18 protein-coding genes and 2 pseudogenes are annotated in these 17813 nt (G+C 61.9%); 3 read left to right on the top strand and 17 right to left on the bottom strand.

The window, feature by feature from the left end; translation table 11 throughout:
• Positions 1-134: 134 nt before the first annotated feature.
• Positions 135-933 (top strand): annotated as a pseudogene (locus H7828_RS19930) (transposase).
• Positions 934-988: 55 nt separating this feature from the next.
• Here H7828_RS19930 and H7828_RS19925 read toward each other — a convergent pair.
• Together H7828_RS19925 and H7828_RS19920 are read right to left on the bottom strand one after the other, a co-directional pair.
• Positions 989-1345, bottom strand: a pseudogene (locus H7828_RS19925) (transposase); the annotation flags it as partial.
• 630 nt (positions 1346-1975) lie between these two features.
• Positions 1976-3169, bottom strand: a complete 1194-nt coding sequence (locus tag H7828_RS19920) for an alpha-D-ribose 1-methylphosphonate 5-triphosphate diphosphatase (RefSeq protein ID WP_226782824.1) — start codon at positions 3167-3169, stop codon at positions 1976-1978.
• On the opposite strand from H7828_RS19920, the gene H7828_RS19915 reads away from it, so the two are divergent.
• Entirely contained in the window at positions 3168-3839 is a 672-nt protein-coding gene (locus H7828_RS19915) for a DUF1045 domain-containing protein (protein ID WP_226782823.1), read from the top strand. The two genes, H7828_RS19920 and H7828_RS19915, sit on opposite strands and share 2 nt — an antisense overlap.
• On the opposite strand, the gene phnN is transcribed toward H7828_RS19915, so the two are convergent.
• The 7 genes from phnN to phnG are packed head-to-tail and all read right to left on the bottom strand — an operon-like array spanning position 3821 to position 8804.
• On the bottom strand, positions 3821-4366 hold the full coding sequence (gene phnN / locus H7828_RS19910) for a phosphonate metabolism protein/1,5-bisphosphokinase (PRPP-forming) PhnN (protein WP_226782822.1): 546 nt from the start codon (positions 4364-4366) through the stop codon (positions 3821-3823). The two genes, H7828_RS19915 and phnN, sit on opposite strands and share 19 nt — an antisense overlap.
• Positions 4363-5046 (bottom strand): phosphonate C-P lyase system protein PhnL, encoded by a 684-nt coding sequence (gene phnL / locus H7828_RS19905; protein ID WP_226782821.1) that lies wholly within the window; start codon positions 5044-5046, stop codon positions 4363-4365. The genes phnN and phnL overlap by 4 nt, the downstream gene beginning before the upstream one ends.
• A 3-nt stretch (positions 5047-5049) precedes the next feature.
• The gene (phnK, locus tag H7828_RS19900; protein ID WP_226782820.1) at positions 5050-5820 is read right to left on the bottom strand and encodes a phosphonate C-P lyase system protein PhnK; all 771 of its coding nucleotides are present in this window, start codon (positions 5818-5820) and stop codon (positions 5050-5052) included.
• Complete coding sequence (locus H7828_RS19895; protein ID WP_226782819.1) at positions 5817-6674, bottom strand: alpha-D-ribose 1-methylphosphonate 5-phosphate C-P-lyase PhnJ; 858 nt, start codon at positions 6672-6674, stop codon at positions 5817-5819. Before H7828_RS19895 ends, phnK begins: the two co-directional genes overlap by 4 nt.
• Entirely contained in the window at positions 6671-7759 is a 1089-nt protein-coding gene (locus H7828_RS19890) for a carbon-phosphorus lyase complex subunit (RefSeq protein WP_226782818.1), read from the bottom strand. Before H7828_RS19890 ends, H7828_RS19895 begins: the two co-directional genes overlap by 4 nt.
• The gene (gene phnH, locus H7828_RS19885) at positions 7759-8349 is read right to left on the bottom strand and encodes a phosphonate C-P lyase system protein PhnH (RefSeq protein WP_226782847.1); all 591 of its coding nucleotides are present in this window, start codon (positions 8347-8349) and stop codon (positions 7759-7761) included. Before phnH ends, H7828_RS19890 begins: the two co-directional genes overlap by 1 nt.
• Positions 8349-8804, bottom strand: coding sequence for a phosphonate C-P lyase system protein PhnG (gene phnG / locus H7828_RS19880; protein WP_226782817.1), 456 nt, complete (start codon positions 8802-8804; stop codon positions 8349-8351). Before phnG ends, phnH begins: the two co-directional genes overlap by 1 nt.
• 81 nt (positions 8805-8885) lie before the next feature.
• Here phnG and phnF point away from each other — a divergent pair, with 81 nt between their 5' ends.
• A complete protein-coding gene (gene phnF, locus H7828_RS19875; RefSeq protein ID WP_226782816.1) occupies positions 8886-9605 on the top strand; it encodes a phosphonate metabolism transcriptional regulator PhnF in 720 nt (239 codons plus the stop codon).
• Here the strand turns inward: phnF and H7828_RS19870 are convergent.
• The 8 genes from H7828_RS19870 to H7828_RS19835 form a co-directional block, all read right to left on the bottom strand.
• A complete protein-coding gene (locus H7828_RS19870) occupies positions 9602-10219 on the bottom strand; it encodes a DapH/DapD/GlmU-related protein (protein ID WP_226782815.1) in 618 nt (205 codons plus the stop codon). The two genes, phnF and H7828_RS19870, sit on opposite strands and share 4 nt — an antisense overlap.
• Positions 10219-11532 carry a phosphonate ABC transporter, permease protein PhnE gene (phnE, locus tag H7828_RS19865; RefSeq protein WP_226782814.1) on the bottom strand — a complete coding sequence of 438 codons (1314 nt, stop codon included), beginning with the start codon at positions 11530-11532 and terminating at the stop codon, positions 10219-10221. Before phnE (H7828_RS19865) ends, H7828_RS19870 begins: the two co-directional genes overlap by 1 nt.
• Positions 11529-12404, bottom strand: coding sequence for a phosphonate ABC transporter, permease protein PhnE (phnE, locus tag H7828_RS19860; protein WP_226782813.1), 876 nt, complete (start codon positions 12402-12404; stop codon positions 11529-11531). Before phnE (H7828_RS19860) ends, phnE (H7828_RS19865) begins: the two co-directional genes overlap by 4 nt.
• 64 nt (positions 12405-12468) lie before the next feature.
• A complete protein-coding gene (gene phnD, locus H7828_RS19855) occupies positions 12469-13380 on the bottom strand; it encodes a phosphonate ABC transporter substrate-binding protein (protein ID WP_226782812.1) in 912 nt (303 codons plus the stop codon).
• Between the two features lie 59 nt (positions 13381-13439).
• Positions 13440-14255, bottom strand: coding sequence for a phosphonate ABC transporter ATP-binding protein (phnC, locus tag H7828_RS19850; RefSeq protein WP_226782811.1), 816 nt, complete (start codon positions 14253-14255; stop codon positions 13440-13442).
• A 150-nt stretch (positions 14256-14405) separates the two neighbouring features.
• Complete coding sequence (locus H7828_RS19845; protein ID WP_226782810.1) at positions 14406-14795, bottom strand: hypothetical protein; 390 nt, start codon at positions 14793-14795, stop codon at positions 14406-14408.
• A 141-nt stretch (positions 14796-14936) separates the two neighbouring features.
• Positions 14937-15842 carry an MBL fold metallo-hydrolase gene (locus tag H7828_RS19840; protein ID WP_226782809.1) on the bottom strand — a complete coding sequence of 302 codons (906 nt, stop codon included), beginning with the start codon at positions 15840-15842 and terminating at the stop codon, positions 14937-14939.
• Entirely contained in the window at positions 15835-17592 is a 1758-nt protein-coding gene (locus H7828_RS19835) for a SulP family inorganic anion transporter (protein ID WP_226782808.1), read from the bottom strand. The genes H7828_RS19840 and H7828_RS19835 overlap by 8 nt, the downstream gene beginning before the upstream one ends.
• Positions 17593-17813 lie beyond the last annotated feature (221 nt).

Below are 17813 nucleotides of genomic sequence, written 5' to 3'. Positions count from 1 at the left end.
CCCGGACTCGCGCGAGGTGGTGGTCAATCCGAAGCTGCATGCTTTCGCGCTGTACTGGGGGTTCAAGGGGCGTTGTTGCAGAACTATCGCCTTGAAGGATTCACTTCGTGAATCCTTGCGGTCAGAGGGGCTGCATGAGCAAACCACCTCCCGCCCGCTATCGCACGACGAACTGGTCCAGCTACAACGCATCGCTTCGGAAGCGGGGGGCGCTCGTGATCTGGGTCGACAGGGCCATGATCTGCTTCGCGCCGCGTTACGGTCGGCCCGGGCCGTCAGCAGTAATTTCCGATGCCGCCATCCAATTCTGCCTGTCTATCACGATCCTTTTCAAGCTGCCGTTGCGCCAGGCTTCCGAGATGGTAGTGCGCCTGCTAAAGTTAGTGGGACTGGACTGTGCCGGATTTCTCGACGCTGTGCCGCAGGCAAAAGATCCGGGCCATGCAGGTTCCCTATCGCCGCGCAGATGGCCCGCTGAACCTGCTCGTGGACAGCACCGGGATCAAGTTCCTTGGTGATGGCGACAATTCCGTGTTACCAGACCTCCTTGGACAAGTCCCGGAAGACGAGCAGATCGGCACCGCAACTGCCGACTGCGCCGACGACACGCGCCGCTGTCACACCGCCATCCTCGCGCGTTAGGCCATTCCGATCCGCAAGAACGGGCGGTTATGGCAGGTTGACAGCCCGTCGGCACGCCCCCGATACGAAACCCTGCGCGCAACGCGATATTACGGCAGGGCTTCCTGGAAACGCTGGACGGGATACCACGCCCGCAGCCGAATCGAGGCGAAGATGCGCTGCCTGAAATCCTTCGACGAGCGCATGATGGCAAGAGACCGCGAACGCCAGTCCGCCGAAATCCACAACCGCATCGCACTCATGAACCGCTTCAAAGCACTCGGCACCGCTGAGACTATTCGCGTCGCCTGACGTCAGCGGGGTAAGGGGCGGACACGCCCCAGGATTGAGTTCTGCAACAATGCCCCAGCAGGTTCAGCGGCCCGCCGGCGCGGCGATAGGGGGTCTGCACCTTGAGCGTCTTCTGTCTGCGGCACAGCGCCGAGTAGTCCGGAACGGGCCAGTCCAGCCCGGCCAAGCGCAGGAGGCTCGCGACCATCCCGGCTGTCTGCCTGAGCGGCAACTTGAACAGAACCTTGATCGATAGGCAAAACTGGATCGCGGCATTCGAAAAGACCGGCGGGCGCCCCGGGCGTCCCTCATGCGGCGCGTGCCAGGTCATCTCCTTGTCCAGCCAGATCAGCAGTTACCCGCGCTTCCTGAGCGCATCGTTGTAGGTGGACCAGTTCGTAGTGCGGTAGCGGGCGGGCTTGGGCTTGCTCATGCCGCTCGTCTAACCGCATGGATTCGTGATGTGAATCCTTCACGGTAGGAGTTCTGCAACAACACCATTGTCCGAACCAAACGGCGAAACCCGAGCCTGAGGGCAGCTCAAAACGCATTCTCAGGCCGACTTTTTCAACGAAATCCGCCCCTCGTGCCAGAAACTAGCTAAGATGCTGCGTAGTGATCGTGATCGATCCTAGGCGTGGAATACAAAGGCAAGTATTTCTGGAATCGAGCTCCCGCAACCATCGTAACCGACTCGGCCCGTGCAATTTGCGCGGGCCGAGTCGTTTTGCCCCTCCCAATGCCAGAATACCTGCCACTTCCCCGGAAAGTTCAATGTGGTGACCGTTTGGCGCGTTTTCGTCTGGACCCATCCGAACCTCGGAAATCAGCCCACGCAGCGCTTCTGCCGCTTCCATCTTGAGGCCAGGGTCCTGCAGGGCGGAGGACTGGTTGCGGATCTTGGCCCGGTAAAGGTCGGACAGGCTGGGATGAAGCCGGAGGGCCGGTGAATTTCTTTTCGACCTGGGCACGTCGCGGCGGGTTTTCTCACGTGCGGCAGATGCTTGCCGGTGCCGAAGCGAAACCGGGCTGGAGGAAAATTGTGCCCGCCCGGATAATCCGCTCAACCAATCTTTCGGCCCTGGCTCCAGACTCCACGCAGCAGCGGCGCTCGTCCCGCCTGACGCACCTGCAGCACATCCCCCCGCATCCCGGGCCGGAGCGTTCCACGATCATTCAAGCGCGCAGCGCGGGCCGGATTGCGTGTGACCGAAGCGACCGCGCGGGGCAGGTCATCCCAGACATCTGCAAGGCGGAACGCGGACAAGAGCAGCGCCGAAGGCACATAATCAGAAGAGACGATGTCGAGAAGATCCTGTCTTGCCAGGTCCTCGGCCGCGACGTTACCCGAGTGTGACCCGCCGCGGATCAGATTCGGCGCCCCCATCATCACGGCGATCCCGTGGCTTCGACATGCCTCGGCAGCTTCGATGGTGGTGGGGAACTCGGCAAAACCGACACCGTTCCTGGCTGACGTTGCGACGTGGTCTGCCGTTGTATCATCATGGCTTGCCAGTACCGCACCCAGCCGAACCGATTCCGCGACGGCGCCTGCTTCATGTCTGGCGCCAAAGCGCTCTTGCAGGCTCAGCAGGTTCTGCACATGGTCTGCAAATTCAGCTTCGTTCATTCCGCGTTTTTTGGCGACATAGGTCTTCAGCGCCGTCAGGTCGCGGAATTGCCTCTGTCCGGGGGTGTGATCCATCAGGCTTACGATTCCGACGCGATCCTCTGGGCCAAAGGCGGCCAGCTCTTCAAGCAAGGTTTCTGAGCAGATTTCGGCGCGCAGGTGGAGGAAGTGGCTGATCTTGAACATGCCTTCGGCGCGGGCAGCAAGCAGTTCATCTGCCAGTTTGCGGGCGTAATCGATATATCGCCCCTTGCCAGAGTGGATCGAACCGACCCGCATGGCATCGAAGACGGTCGTTATCCCGGTCGAGGCCAGCTCGGCGTCATGTGCCAGAAGGGCAGGAAGATGTGGCCAATCCACCTCGGGGCGAGGCTCAATGTGACGTTCGACATTGTCGGTATGAAGCTCGACGAGGCCCGGCAGCACCAGGTCGCCGCCACAATCCAGCGCGCCGGTCGGCAAGCCATCGCCTTCCGTGATCTCTGTGATGACACCATTCTCGATGGTAATGGCACCATGCAGAACGCGATCGGCCAGAACGAGCTTTGCATTTGCAAGGCACAGATCATTTGACACGTCGGTGTCACATGTTTTTGCCAATGACTGCGCGAAGAAAGGGGAATTCATGTCATACTCTCGATTTGCGATTTACTATGTGCCGCCCGAAGGTGATTTGGCACAGTTTGGTGCGTCCTGGCTGGGTTGGGACATTTCGCGCGCGCGCATGGCGGCGCAGCCCAGATTGCGCGGTTTGGGTGACATAACCGTGACACCGCGCAAATACGGGTTTCACGGGACGCTCAAGCCACCTTTCCGGATGCGTGCCGGGCGCAGTTTGACAGAGTTGGAACGCGCCGCGGAACGAATGGCAGCCTCTCTCGCTCCGGCGGTTTGCGACGGGCTGGCGCCAATGATGCTTGGCAATCTCATTGCACTCACGCCCTTTGGGCCGACCGACGCGCTGAGGCGGGTTGCGTACGCCTGCGTGCGCGAGCTTGATGGCTTCCGTGCAGAACCCGACACCTATGAGATTGCCCGCAGACGCAAGTCTGGACTGACCGCGCGGCAAGATGCGCTGTTGATGGAATGGGGCTATCCATACGTCATGGAGGAGTTCCGGTTTCACCTGACGCTGACGGGCAAATTGCCGCTGGAGACCCGCGGCGCATGGTTGGAGACAATCCAAGGGAACTTGCCCGCATTGCCCACGCCGTTCACCGTCGATCAGATCGCGTTGTGCGGCGAAAGGGATGACGGACTGTTCGAACTGATCCACCGCTACACGCTCGCCGGCTGAAGCTGGGCGACGGCGCGGGCGACCGTGTTTTCCAGAGGTCCATCGTTGCACAGATGAATGACGTCAAGTCCGTCTGGCAGAGGCTTGTCGGCCTTCGCCAGACGGCTCGCGATCTCGGCTTCGGATTCCCGTCCGCGGTCGGCCAGACGCGTCGCCAAGGTCTCGGCGCTGGCGGTTATGTTCAGAACCAAAAAGTTGGGAAAGGCATCAGCGCCGGCTTGAAGGGCTTTGCGCGAAAAATTGGCAAGACAGTCCGTGCCTTTGTTCAATTGGTATCTGACCGTTTGCGGGATGCCATAAAAAAGGCCATGCGCGCCCCAATGGACGACAAATGTGCCGTTCTGTGCCATGCCTTGGAACTGCGGAATTGAAACGGCGTCGTAGTCCTCGCCGCCAAGGCCCGGCGCGCGCGTGATGACGCGCCGGACCAGGTGAATATTGGGCGTGACCTCGGCAATACCCCGCATCACGCTGTCCTTGCCCACGCCCGACGGGCCAACGACTGCGATGAGGCGCCCGGCTGTCATGCGGCCAGTCCGGGCGTGAAGGCGCTGACATCAACCTGACGATCACAGACACGATCGCGGGCGGCCTCGTCGTGGAAGATCCCTACTATGGCTGCTCCGCGCGCCTTGGCTTCTTCGATCAGGGACAACACGACTTCGCGGTTGGCGGCGTCCAGGCTTGCCGTGGGCTCATCCAAAAGCAAGGCCGGATATTCATGGGCAAATCCCCGTGCGATGTTCACACGCTGCTGTTCCCCGCCCGAGAAGGTCGTGGGGGACAGCGACCAGAGCCTTTCGGGAATATTGAGCTGACCGAGCAGGTGCCGCGCCCGTGCTTGTGCCTCTTCTGCGGAAACGCCCAAAGCCCGAAGCGGGTCGGCGACGACATCGCGCGTTGGGACACGCGGGACGACACGCAGAAACTGGCTGACATAGCCCAGCACCTCGCGGCGCAGCGCTATGACCTCGCGCGGCTCGGCCTGAACGATGTCCAGATCACCGATATGGATGGATCCGGATTGCGTCAGGTAATTGCCGTAGATCATGCGCATCAGGGTCGATTTTCCCGCGCCCGAAGCTCCGGTCAGCGCGACGCATTCGCCCGGCGCAATGGCAAAGGACACGCCGCTGATGACCTCGATCACCGCACTGCCCTGATTGTGAAGAGTGAAGGTCTTGGACACGTTCTTTAGCTCAATCATGGCTCACACCTGCAAGACGGAAGAAACAAGAAGCTGGCTATAGGCGTGCTGGGGGTCATCCAGCACCTGGTCGGTGAGGCCCGCCTCGACCACGCGGCCGGATTTCATCACCATCAGCCGATCGGCCAACAGCCGCACCACGGCCAGATCATGCGTGACGATGATGGCCGAAAGCCCCATGTCACGGACAAGGCCGCGCAAAAGATCAAGCAATCGTGCCTGCACCGACACATCCAGCCCGCCGGTGGGTTCATCCATGAAGACCAGTCGCGGACCCGTCACCAAGTTGCGGGCGATCTGTAGGCGCTGCTGCATGCCGCCTGAAAAGGTTGTGGGGCGGTCATCGATGCGCGCGGCGTCGATCTCGACCCTCTCCAGCCAATCGGTGGCCTTACCGCGGATTTCGCCATAGTGACGCGCGCCCACAGCCATCAGCCGCTCGCCCACATTGCCGCCTGCGCTAACCCCCATGCGCAGCCCGTCGCGGGCGTGTTGGTGAACAAAGGCCCAGTCGGTGCGCGAGAGCATCCGGCGCTCGGGCTCCGACATTGTAACGGTGTCTTTCGGTCCCTCCGCGCGGGTGTCAAACACCACCTGTCCGGCATCGGGCGCAAGGTGCCCGGCCATGCAATTCAGCAGCGTTGACTTGCCGGATCCGCTTTCGCCGACAATGCCCATGACTTCACCGGGATAAAGGTCAAAGGAGACATCGGCGCAGCCGATATGCGCACCGTAGCGTTTGGCTACGCCCTGCACTGACAACAAGGGCCTCATGCCGCGTCCTTTCCTTTGAAACCTGCCGCCTGACGCGCGGCGCAATAGTCGGTGTCCGAGCAGACGAACATCCGCCCGCCGGTATCATCGATGATGACCTCGTCGAGATAGCTGTCCGTCGCGTCGCACAGGCCGCAGGGGTGATCGGCCTTGCTGGCTTCGAATGGGTGATCTTCGAAATCGAGGCTGACCACCTGCGTGTAGGGCGGCAACGCATAGATCCTCTGTTCGCGCCCTGCGCCGAAAAGCTGGATCGCGGCCATGTCGCCCAGCTTCGGGTTGTCGAACTTGGGGATCGGCGACGGGTCCATGACATAGCGCCCCTCGATCTTGACCGGATAGGCATAGGACGTCGCGATATGGCCATGCCGGGAGATATCTTCGTAAAGCTTCACATGCATCAGCCCGTATTCCTCAAGGCTGTGCATCTTGCGGGTCTCGCTTTCGCGGGGTTCCAGAAAGCGCAGGGGTTCGGGGATGGGAACCTGGTAGACAAGGATCTGATTGTCGGTGAGCGGCTCTTCCGGGATACGGTGGCGGGTCTGGATGACGCTTGCGTCGGTGGTTCTGGTTGTCGTCTTTACCCCCGCCGTGCGTTCAAAGAACGTGCGGATCGATACGGCGTTGGTCGTGTCGTCCGCCCCCTGGTCGATGACCTTCAACGTATCGTCGGGTGTCAGCACTGCGGCCGAAACCTGAACGCCGCCCGTGCCCCAGCCATAGGGCATCGGCATTTCGCGGCTGGCAAAGGGCACCTGATACCCGGGGATCGCCAGCCCTTTCAGGATCGCACGCCGGATCATCCGTTTGGTCTGCTCATCCAGATAGGCGAAGTTGTAGGCTTGGTCGGTCATTCCGCGGCCTCCTGAGTTTCAGTTGCGCCGGCCTCACGGCGCAGCTTGCGCACGAGCTCCAGCTCGGACTGGAAATCGACGTAGTGGGGCAGCTTGATATGTTCGAGGAAGCCCGTCGCCTGAATGTTGTCTGCATGATAAAGGACAAATTCGGTGTCCTGCGCGGGTGCGCCGACGTTGTCTTCGCCAAGCTCTTCCCAGCGCAGCGCACGGTCGACCAAGGCCATGGAAATCGCCTTGCGTTCGCTTTGTCCGAAGACCAAACCATAGCCGCGCGTGAATTGCGGCGGCTCGGTTTTCGATCCCTTGAACTGGTTGACCGTTTCGCATTCTGTCAAGGTGATCTCGCCGATCTCGATGGCAAAACCCAACTCGGGGATGTCCATTTCGACCGCGACCGCGCCAATCCGCAATTCACCCACGAAGGCATGGTTGCGCCCATAGCCGCGCTGGGTGGAGTAGGCGAGACCGAGAGTAAAGCCTTCGTCCGCCCGGGTCAGGGCCTGAAGGCGCAGGGCGCGGTCCGCTGGCATCTCAAGCGGTTCGCGGGTCAGGTCGGGCGGTGGGGTGTCGTCGTGCGGTGCCTCTTCGATCAGGCCCTCGCGGTTCAGGAATTCGGTAACATGGGGCACGTTCCCGGGGGTAGCCTCCCGTGTGGGGGCCTGGGGCAACTCCCCCTCGGCGGCCAGCTTGAAATCGAGCAGACGGTGCGTGTAGTCGAACGTCGGCCCCAGAATCTGCCCGCCCGGGAGATCCTTGAAGGTTGCCGAGATACGGCGATCACAGGACATCGCGCCCGTGTCGACGGGGCTGGACGCCCCGAACCGGGGCAGCGTCGTGCGATAGGCCCGGATCAGGAATATCGCCTCAATCAGATCGCCACGGGATTGCTTGATCGCAAGGGCCGCGAGGTCGGGATCATAGAGCGAACCTTCGGCCATCACGCGATCCACGGAAAGCTTCAGTTGCTCGCGGATCTGCGGAATGCCGAGTTCGGAAATGCTCGTGTCGCCCCGGCGCTCTTCCGCAAGCCAGGCATGGGCGCTTTCAATGGCGCGTTCGCCGCCTTTTACAGCAACATACATCAGAAGACCTCCGTCACGGTGGCGGGCGCGGTGATCTTCGTCGAACGCGGCAATGCTGCGATCCGACTTCCGCCAGCAAAGATGAAATCAAGGCCCAAGGGAAAAAGCGCGTTGTTGTCCTGAAAGGCTTTGATCCCGGGCAGGGCCATGGTGGCTTGCCCGCTGATGCCGGGCCCCCGCAGGACTGCGCCTGGCTTGGCAAAATCGGTACCATCCACGATCAGCGTCGCAGAACGGTCGGGATATTCGGACGTTCCGGTCGGGTAGGCGCTCAGCGGCAGCAAATCCTCCCATCGCCCGATGGCGAAGGCGCAGTGAGACGGTCCGGTCAAAGGTGCCCCGGTGTGAAACGCCAGCCAGGCGCGCACGGCGTCGCAATCAGCGCCGCCGGCAAGGTAGACCGGCGTATCGGTGTCGCAGAGCGTCAGCAAAGCGCAACCGGCGGCCGGGGACAGGGGCCTGGGCGGTGCCGCGCCGCCAATCTGCCGTACGGTTCCGGGGCGTGCCATCGCCTCCAGCAGGCCGCGAAAGGCATGGGCGGACTGCACCGCCGGAGTGTCAAATCCGCCTGCAAGTGTTTCGGCCTGCATCAATCCTCTCCCCGCATCAATGTGAAGAACTCGACCTTGGTGGCGGCCGCCCTGGCGGCGCGTTTCGAAACGCGGTCTTTCCGTTCGGCTTCGAGGGGTTCCAGAACCGCCTTGCGGACCTGTTCTGCCGCCGGTCCCTGCATCAGGCCATCGACCAGAGCGGCCGCTTCGGCATCTGCCTTGCGCCGCCCCTGTATGTACGCGTGCCCCACTTCGCCGCTTTCCAGCGTCAAAGCGCAGCGCGTCACAGTCACTTCGCCGAGGTTGAATGGCGCGCCCGTTCCGCCTGCCCGGCCACGTACCATGGCGCTGCCAATTTCCGGTGCGCGCAGCCAGTCGAAGACCGGGCGCGCCATCGCTGCGGCAAGCAAGGCGGCAACCCGGCCTTCGGGCGCCTTTGCAAGCAATGCCATCCAGGCCCTGCGAGCGGTGTTTTCATCGAAAGTGTCTTTCATCTCGACAACTTTTCCATATTCTATACAACTATACTTATTCTAGCGGATTCGCCCCGCGAAGACAGAGGAGTTTTGTGAATTTTGCGTAACAAGGGCAGCAAGACTCCGATCTGGCAGGCCATTGCCGATGCGCTGCGAAGCGATCTAGCCGAAGGTCGCTATTCCCCCGGTGACAGGTTGCCGACCGAAGCCGACCTGGCCGACAGGTTCGGCGTCAATCGCCACACCGTGCGGCATGGGCTCTCGGCCCTGGTTGAAGAGGGGCTGGTGCGCACGCGGCGCGGCGCGGGGGCCTTTGTGACGGCAGCACCAACCGATTATCCCATTGGCACGCGGGTCCGCTTCCATGAAAATCTGATTGCGGCCGGCAGACGGCCAGACAAGCGCGTCTTGCAGGTGGAGGTGCGGTCGGCGACGACGGGGGAAGCCAAGGCGTTGCAGATCGCCCCATGTGACCCGGTTTGCGCCTACCACGGTCTTTCTCTTTCTGACGGACAGCCCATCGCGGTATTCGAAAGCCTGTTTCCACTGGCGCGCCTTGCAGGCATCGCACAGGCCCTGAGCGAAACCAGCAGTGTGACCGAGGCCCTGCGCGTTGTCGGGATATCGGACTATACGCGCGCCTCGACGCGCCTGACCGCCGTTCGCGCTACCGCCACCCACGCGCTGCATCTTCAACTGCCCGAAGGAGACCCGCTTCTGAGGTCCACGGGGGTGAACGTGGACGGCTCTGGCTTGCCCGTCGAATATGGGCGGACCTGGTTCGCGGGCGACAGGGTGACGCTTACGTTGGACGGCTAGACCTCGTATTTCTCAAGAAACGCTTCTGCCTTGAGGGAGCGGAAATCATCCAGTGCCTGCCGGATGTCTTCATGCGGCCAGTCCCACCACGCCAAAGCAATCAGGCGGTCCGCAATCTCGCGCGGTTGCCGCAGGCGCAGAGGTTTGGCAGGGGTGCCGGCCACTATGGTGTAGGGGGCAACATCCTTGGTCACGACCGCACCAGCCGCCACCACGGCACCATGGCCAAGGGTGACTTCGGGCTTGATAATCGCGCCCGCCCCGATCCAGGTGTCGTGGCCGACAAAGGCCGTACGGGATTTGCGGCGTTCAAAGAACTCCATGTCCCGCCCGGCGTCATCCCAGTAATCGTCAGAACGGTACAGGAAATGGTGGCAGGCCGCCGTGTCGAGGGGGTGGTCGGTCGCTCCGATCCGCGAAAACGCTGCAATATTGGCGAACTTGCCAATCTGGGCGTTCGCGATGTCGGCGTATCTGTCGCAATAGCTGTAGTCGCCAATGCGCGAGTTTGCCACACGGCTGCCTTTGCCGATCTCCACGAAAGCTCCGAAGGTACTATCCGTGATCTCGCATTCGGGGTGGATGAACGGGCGGCTTGCCGAAAGCCGTGCCATCAGTCTTTGCTCCCGATCAGTTTGCCGCGCAACCAACCTGAGAACCAGTCCATGAAGATGACCATGACAATGATCAGAACAATGTAGTAGGCCACTTCCTCCCAGTCCTTCTGGGTCTGGATCGCCTGCGTCAGCATAAGTCCGATTCCGCCGCCGGTGATGGCCCCGATGATGGTGGCCGACCGCGTGTTGGATTCAAGGAAATAGAGGATCTGGGCAAGCAACACCGGGACCACCTGCGGGATCACGCCGAACCTGTAGCGTTGCAAGTGCTTCGCGCCCGTGGAGGCGACCCCTTCGATCTGCTTCTGATCGACATTTTCAAGCGCTTCCGAAAAGATCTTCCCGAATGTGCCGGTGTCGGTGATCAGGATCGCAAGCGCGCCTGTCAGGGGGCCGGGGCCAAAGGCGCGGGCCAGAACCACAGTCCAGATCAGGGCATCGACACCCCGGAAAAAGTCAAACAAGCGCCGTGTGGCAGCCCGCAGGAACATCACGGGCGAGAACCCCTTGGCGGCCAGGAAAGCCAACGGCAATGCGAGGATTGCCGCGCCCATCGTGCCAAGGAACGCCATGAGAATCGTCTCGCCGATTGCCCAGGCGACATCCTTGTGCCGCCACATGGCGTTGTTCCACCAATCCGAAACGGCGCCCTCGATATTGCCGCGGGTGGGATCCAACTGTTCGCCGAACAGGATCCTGGACAGCCCCTGACCGTGATAGGGGCTGTCCAGGGTGAACCAGAAAAGCTCCCATCCCGGAAAATAATTGAAGACTTCGGTTCGCGCGCCAGTGAGGGTGATGCGGCCTTCCGGCGTCGTGATGGCGATGCGGCGATCCGAGGCCGAAATCCAATCGGGCAAATCCCCGGGCAGATTGCTGTTCAGGCGGCGGCCCTTGGCCTCCACCTCGATCAGGGGAAAATCCGGGATCTCGATCTCGGTCCGGTTCTCGGGCAGGTAGCGGACGACGTGATCCGCACCAAGATCGATCGTGATCACCTCGTCTCCTGTTACCCAATCGGGGCGCTGGCCATCCGGGTAGGTGCCCCTACGCTCGCCCTCGACGGTATAGCTGATCTCGCCGGAACGGTTGTCGCGGGTCACATGTACCTTGTGCGACCAACTGTCAGAGGCAAGCGTGGCCGCATTGTCCCAGTTCGCGCGCCCCGCGAGCCCTTGGATATCGAAGGCAAGAAAGATGTAGACCAGATAGGCAAGGATGACGGCGGGAATGCCGAAACCGATCAGGCGTTTGCGGCGAAAGAGGGCGTCGGCGTGCAGCTTGGTTGTGTCCAGATCAATGGATGTCATCGGGCTTGCCCCTTCGTCAGACGGTTGCGGTATCGACTGGAGACCTGATCGAAGAACACGATTGTCCCAAACAGAAGGATGAAGATCGCGGTCGCCTCGTCAAAGCGTCCGGGCCCCCAGGCCATTGCATTTCGAAGCTCGTAGCCAAGCCCGCCCGCGCCGACAAAGCCCAGGATTGCCGAGGCGCGGATGTTGATCTCGAAGCGCAGCAGGGCATAGCTGATGTAATTGGGTGCCACCTGCGGCAGAACGCCCAACAGCATCGACTGCGACCATGTTGCCCCGGTCGAGGCCAACCCCTCGACCGGTTTCAGATCAGCATTCTCGGCCACTTCCGAAAACATCTTCCCCAAGGCGCCCGCGGTATGGATGGCGATGGCGATCATTGCGGGGACCGGGCCGCCGCCAAGAACGAAGATCAATACCAAAGCAACCACGATCTCCGGAACCGCTCGCATGATATCCGAAATACGGCGGAAGACCGGTATCAAGCGGGGCCATCTGGCCAGGCCGCGCGTGCCCAGAAGCGACAGGAACAGGCCACCAATTGCACCTATCAGAGTTGAAACGGCGGCAATGTTGACGGTCTCGACCAGGGCGGGGAGATACGTGGCGATCAGTGACGGCAGATCGGCGCGCTTTTCCCAGGCCTCGGACAGCACATCGGCCGGGTAGTCGCCGATCTGGTGCAATCCTTCCCAGAAGCCGCCAGCGTTCCGGTCGTCGGCAATATTGAACCCCGACACCATGAGCACGACAAAAATCAGGAGCGTCAGCCCGCCATAAAGCCTGCGCCTTTGCACCTGAGCCATGTAGCTGGACTGAATGCCGTCCAGGCCCTGCGATGCGCTGCCAAGTGATATATCTGCCATCCTGCCCCCGAAAAGAAATACCGGCAGCCCTCCTGAGGGCTGCCGGAGACGTCATGAAACCGGACTAGCCGCCGATCTCGGCTTTGCGGGCCTCGACGATGGAAATGTAGGTGTCATGCCCCACGGGCTGGAAACCGAGCGTATCGCCCGCAGCCACACCATAGGCGCAATCGGGGTCGCTCTCGTACAGGCCGTCCACCAGCGCGGTCATGGTTGCCCGCACATCGGCAGGAAGCGCCTTGCGCAGCACCACCGGGCCTTCGGGGATGACATTCGACTTCCAGATCTCAACCATATCGTTCATGTCGACCAGACCAGCATCGACAGCCTTGCGCAGGGCGCCCGAGTTATAGCCGTCTTCCCAGTTGCCCTGACCGTCCGCCCAGGTCACGCCACCGTCGATGTCGCCATTGGCGACGGCAACGATGGTCTGCTCGTGGCCACCGGTGAATTTTACTTCACCGAAATATTCACCGGACTCCATCGTGATACCGTCCTTGTAGCGCGGGATCTCGATCGACGGGATCAGATAGCCCGAGGTCGAGTTCGGATCACCAAAGCCGAACACCTTTCCTTCCATGTCGTCCAGCGAGGTGACCCCGCTGTCCTTGCGGGCGAAACCGATCGAGTGGTAACCGATGGAGCCATCGACATTCACCTTGACCAGCACAGGCTCGACCGCTTCGGGATCTTGCAGGTAGGTGGCGGCATAAGCGGAAGCGCCCAGCCATGCCATGTCAATGGTGCCGCCAAGCAGGCCCTGGATCACGCCGTTATAGTCGGCCGGGGCGAAAAGCTTGGTTTCAACGCCAAGCGCTTGGGTCGTGTAGTCGGCCAGACACTGGTAGGAATTCATGCGATCCTGGGCGTTTTCCCCTCCCAGAATGCCGATGCGGAATTCGGTGATGTCCTGGGCAATCGCGCCCGTGCCGAGAAAATTTGTGGCGGCGAGCGCCAGGGCGAGGGTCTTTTTCATCTTTGACTCCGTTGGATGTGATGAAGATGGCCCGCGAAAGGCGCGGGGTCGCAGCTGGCTCAGGCGAAGGCTTCCGCATGGCGGACTTCCGGCCTGTCCAGAGTTTCAATTTCAGTCGAGGTCGCGGCCTCGGAAAAGTCGGCCCCCGCACCATAGATGTCGCGTGCAACGCCCGTGGTCAGTTGCTCGGGCGTGCCGTCAAACACGATCCGGCCGTCGCGCATTCCGATCACCCGGTCGCAATACCGCCGCGCGGTATCCAGCGTGTGCAGGTTGGCGATCACCATGCGCCCGTCTTCCTCGTGGATGGTACGCAGCGCCTGCATGACCACCTGGGCGTTCATCGGATCAAGCGAGGCGATAGGTTCGTCGGCGAGAATGATCTTGGGATCCTGCATCAGGGCCCGCGCGATCGCCACTCGCTGCTGCTGCCCGCCGGACAGCGCCTCGGCGCGCTTGGGCGCCTGTTCGGCGATGCCAAGGCGGTCGAGGATTTCGATGGCCTTGTGGATGTCCTCCTGCGGGTACAGGTTGAACAGCGTCGCGAAGGTGGAACGCTTGTTCAGGGTCCCGTGCAGAACATTGGATACAACATCCATTCGCGGCACGAGGTTGAACTGCTGAAAGATCATCGCACAGCGAGACTGCCAGTTGCGCTTGGCCGCTCCGCGCAGCGACGTGATCTCTTCGCCATCAAAGCTGATCGCGCCCTCGGAGGCATCGCTCAGGCGATTGACCATGCGCAGAAGCGTGGATTTCCCGGCACCTGATCGACCGATAATTCCGATCATGGTTGGTTTGTCGACGGTGATGTTGGCGGCATTCACCGCCATCTTGTCCCCGAAGCGCTTCGTCAGTGCATCGATCTTTAGCATATTGCCCCCATGTTTAGGGGGCGGATACCGGCGGCAAGCTACAGGTTCGTGACGCTTTTGAGCCAGTTTCGTTGCATCTTCACAACGATATTGTGACAGCGGCGATCTTGCAAAGAATGTGTGGAGGCAATGGTGATTGCAATCGTCCCATCACGTCGCGATCATTTCCCTTGCGTGGCGCGGATTGGCGGGCAGGTGATCGTTCTGGCGTGCATCAGGCAGGCCACCGTTGCAGCTTGCCGCAAAGCCGTTCCGGCCTGTGCCAGAACGCTGCCTGCGGACGAGGGTGGTGGCTTCGAGACACCGCAACATGTCGTTGATTTCACCGGGCAATGCCGTGGCATGTGGTGCCGCTGATGGATGGTCCACGACTGGACGAGTGGTGACCTGGCCAGGGCGATTGTAATCGTTCAGTTGCCTGGCCGGCAAATGGGCGGACGCATGGATCTGTTGACCAATCCGGCATGCCGTATCGCCACCTTTGCCGGGGCCGCCGCGAAGATGACGGATGAACAGGTCGAACAGCTTGTCACGCTTCATCGTGACATGGGCGAAATGCCGGCCGACCGCAGGGTGCCTTGTTCGCGCCCTTCGTCGACTGATCAAGACCGAACTCCGGTCCCTCTCAGCACCCCAGGTGATGCCGCCTGATCCGGGCCGGATCGAGGCTGAAATCACGTGTCAGAACCGGTTCGCCGGGATCTTGAAATAGCTGTTTCCGTCGTCTTCCTGCGGGGGCAGGGTGCCGCCGCGCAGGTTTACCTGCAGGGCGTGCAGGATGCGGTCGGGCAGGGCCAGGGTGGCGTCGCGGTCTTCGCGGGTCTTGATGAAGGTGGCGCGGTCGATCCCCGTCTTGACGTGGATGTTGTTCTTCCTGTGTTCGGCCACGGTTGCCTCCCAGGCGGGTTCCTTGCGATCGCCCTTGCCGTAATCGTGGCCAACGAACAGCCGCGTGGCATCGGGGCGCGAGAGGATCGACTGGATGCTGTCCCAGAGTTCGGCCGCGCTGCCCCCGGGGAAGTCGGCCCGCGACGATCCGCTGTCGGGATACATCAGCGTATCATGGACAAAACCGGCATCCCCGGCGAAATAGCTGATCGACCCCAGCGTATGGCCCGTGGAAAGTTCGACCGTCACCTCCAGGTTGCCGATCTTGAAGCTGTCGCCATCCTCGAAGAACCGGTCATAATGCGGCTTCGGGTCAAGATCGGGCAGGTTGTAGAATGTCCGCCACAGCTCGGCGATCTGCAACGTGCGGGCGCCGATGGCATTGGGCAGGCCGGTCTGTTCCTTCAGCCAGGCGGCGGCGATCATGTGGTCGGCATGGGGGTGGGTGTCGAGGATATGGACCAGTTCCAGGCCCTGATCCCTGACAAGATCCAGCACCTTCTGCGCGCTTTCGGTCGAGGTGCGCGCCGATCTCGGATCGAAGTTCAGCACGACGTCGATCGCCGCAGCCTTCTTCGTTTCGGGGCAGGCCATGACATACTGGATCGAGCCTGTGTCGGCCTCGTAGATGCCCCAGACATCGGGGGAACCTGCGCCGGTCGACGGGCTGTGCCGGGTAAGGTGTTGATGGTCAGACATGGATGGGTCCTTTCTTGTCTGAAGGGTCGGTTTGCGGCGGCTCCGACAGGGTGCGGACCGCCAGGTGTTGCGAAAGGAAGACCTGCCCTGTCAGTTCCGACAGGAAATGCGAGCGTTTCAGGCGGTCCATGACCGGGCCCTTGACCTCGCTCAGGTGAAAGAGAACCTGCTGATCGCGCAGGCGGGCGTTGATCGCCTCAAGGCTTTCCAGCGCGCTCATGTCGATTTCGTTCACCGCCGGGCACATGAGGATGACGTGGCGCACCGCGGGCTGGCGGGCGACAAGATCGTGGATGCGATCCTCGAGAAACCGGGCATTGGCAAAATAGAGGCTTTCATCGACGCGCAGGGAAATGATGTCGTCGCGGGTTTCCACTTCGTGACGCTCGACGTTGCGGAAATGCTCGGTCTGGGGGACGCGCCCGACGATGGCCATATGCGGGCGCGACGACCGGTAGAGGTGGATCAGGATAGACACCGCCACCCCGGCCGACACCCCGACCTCGACCCCGAAACCCAGGGTCAGGGCAATGGTGATGAAAACGGCGGCGAAATCGGCCTTGGAATAGGTCCAGGTCCGCCGGAGGATCGACAGATCGACCAGCGACAGAACCGCCACGATGATCGTCGCCGCCAGCGTGGCCTTGGGCAGGTCGTGGATCAGGGGCGTCAGGAACAGCGACGCGATCAGCAGGCCGACAGCTGTATAGGCCCCGGCCGCCGGGGTTTCGGCCCCCGCATCGAAATTCACGACCGAGCGGGAGAACCCGCCCGTCACCGGGAAGCCGCCGGTGAACGCCGAACTGATATTGGCGGCGCCGAGGCCGATCAACTCCTGGTCGGGGTCCACCCGCTGGCGATTCTTCGCCGCGAGGGTTTGCGCAACCGATATGGATTCAACGAAGCCGATGATCGAGATCAGAAGGGCCGGCAGCAGCAATGCACCCACCAGGTCGGGCGCGAGGCTTGGCAAGGTCAGGGGCGGCAATCCCTGCGGAACGGTGCCGACAATCGCAACGCCGCTTTCGGCCAGCCCCAGCAGGGCAGTCGCGGCGGTGGTCGCGGCGATGGCAAGGACGGGCCCGGCCTTCGACAGGATGCCGACCGCGGCCGCGGGCAGGCCCATCGCCTGAAGCAGCGGCTTCAGCCCCTTGCGCACCCAGAACAGGAAGGCCGTTGCCCCGACCCCAAGGATCAGGGTTGGCAGGTTCAGCCCGTCGATGTTGCGGACCAGCGAGGTCAGCATTTCCGGCAGGGTATGGCCCCCGCCGCCAATGCCCAGGATATGGCGCAATTGGCTGACGGCGATCAGGATGCCCGATGCGGTGATGAACCCGGCGATGACGGGGTGCGACAGGAAATTCGCCAGGAACCCCAGCCGGAACAGGCCCAAGGCCAGCAGCATCGCACCCGAAAGCCCCGCCAATGTCAGCGCGGCGAAGGCATAGCCGGCCGTGCCCGTCTGCGCGACCTCTCCGATGGCCGCCGCCGTCATCAGCGAAACCACCGCAACCGGGCCGACGGCAAGGGCGCGGCTGGTGCCGAACAGCGCATAAAGGGTGATCGGGACGATCGAGGCATAAAGCCCCGCCTCAGGCGGAAGCCCCGCCAGAAGCGCATAGGCCAGGGATTGCGGAATCAGCATGATCGTCACGATGACCGCGGCAATCAGATCACCGCTCAGCTCGCTGCGGCCATAGTGGGCACCCCAATCGAGAATCGGCAGATAGCGTGACAGGTTCGGCCTCATGGTCTTCCTTTTGTGGTCCGGGTTCTGCCTTTGCGAACCCGATGTGGCTGACATTGCACAGCAGGCGCCGGGTCAGGAGAGCTGGGTCAGGTCTTCGCGCCCTTTCAGCATGGCATTTCGCGTGGTCGGTGGAAGCAACTCTTCCTACTGGCACCACGCGGCGCGGCTGGGTTTGGTTCCGTCGATGATCCACGGGGGGTGGAGGATGGCAACGGCCTGCC

The sequence above is a fragment of the Oceaniglobus trochenteri genome (assembly GCF_020529025.1).
GTDB lineage: Bacteria > Pseudomonadota > Alphaproteobacteria > Rhodobacterales > Rhodobacteraceae > Oceaniglobus > Oceaniglobus trochenteri.
Note: the sequence above shows the minus strand (reverse complement) of the source record. Positions and strands in the feature narration are given on the sequence as shown.

Coding starts and splice junctions, on each gene's coding strand:
- H7828_RS19895 (WP_226782819.1), bottom strand. CDS start 6,674: ATGACCGACCAAGCCTACAACTTCGCCTATCTGGATGAGCAGACCAAA.
- H7828_RS19890 (WP_226782818.1), bottom strand. CDS start 7,759: ATGTATGTTGCTGTAAAAGGCGGCGAACGCGCCATTGAAAGCGCCCAT.
- phnC (WP_226782811.1), bottom strand. CDS start 14,255: ATGCTAAAGATCGATGCACTGACGAAGCGCTTCGGGGACAAGATGGCG.
- H7828_RS19870 (WP_226782815.1), bottom strand. CDS start 10,219: ATGGCACGGCTTTCGGCAAGCCGCCCGTTCATCCACCCCGAATGCGAG.
- H7828_RS19835 (WP_226782808.1), bottom strand. CDS start 17,592: ATGAGGCCGAACCTGTCACGCTATCTGCCGATTCTCGATTGGGGTGCC.
- phnE (WP_226782814.1), bottom strand. CDS start 11,532: ATGACATCCATTGATCTGGACACAACCAAGCTGCACGCCGACGCCCTC.
- H7828_RS19915 (WP_226782823.1), top strand. CDS start 3,168: ATGTCATACTCTCGATTTGCGATTTACTATGTGCCGCCCGAAGGTGAT.
- phnK (WP_226782820.1), bottom strand. CDS start 5,820: ATGAGGCCCTTGTTGTCAGTGCAGGGCGTAGCCAAACGCTACGGTGCG.
- phnL (WP_226782821.1), bottom strand. CDS start 5,046: ATGATTGAGCTAAAGAACGTGTCCAAGACCTTCACTCTTCACAATCAG.
- H7828_RS19920 (WP_226782824.1), bottom strand. CDS start 3,169: ATGAATTCCCCTTTCTTCGCGCAGTCATTGGCAAAAACATGTGACACC.
- H7828_RS19845 (WP_226782810.1), bottom strand. CDS start 14,795: ATGAAGCGTGACAAGCTGTTCGACCTGTTCATCCGTCATCTTCGCGGC.
- phnH (WP_226782847.1), bottom strand. CDS start 8,349: ATGCAGGCCGAAACACTTGCAGGCGGATTTGACACTCCGGCGGTGCAG.
- phnG (WP_226782817.1), bottom strand. CDS start 8,804: ATGAAAGACACTTTCGATGAAAACACCGCTCGCAGGGCCTGGATGGCA.
- phnE (WP_226782813.1), bottom strand. CDS start 12,404: ATGGCAGATATATCACTTGGCAGCGCATCGCAGGGCCTGGACGGCATT.
- phnD (WP_226782812.1), bottom strand. CDS start 13,380: ATGAAAAAGACCCTCGCCCTGGCGCTCGCCGCCACAAATTTTCTCGGC.
- H7828_RS19840 (WP_226782809.1), bottom strand. CDS start 15,842: ATGTCTGACCATCAACACCTTACCCGGCACAGCCCGTCGACCGGCGCA.
- phnN (WP_226782822.1), bottom strand. CDS start 4,366: ATGACAGCCGGGCGCCTCATCGCAGTCGTTGGCCCGTCGGGCGTGGGC.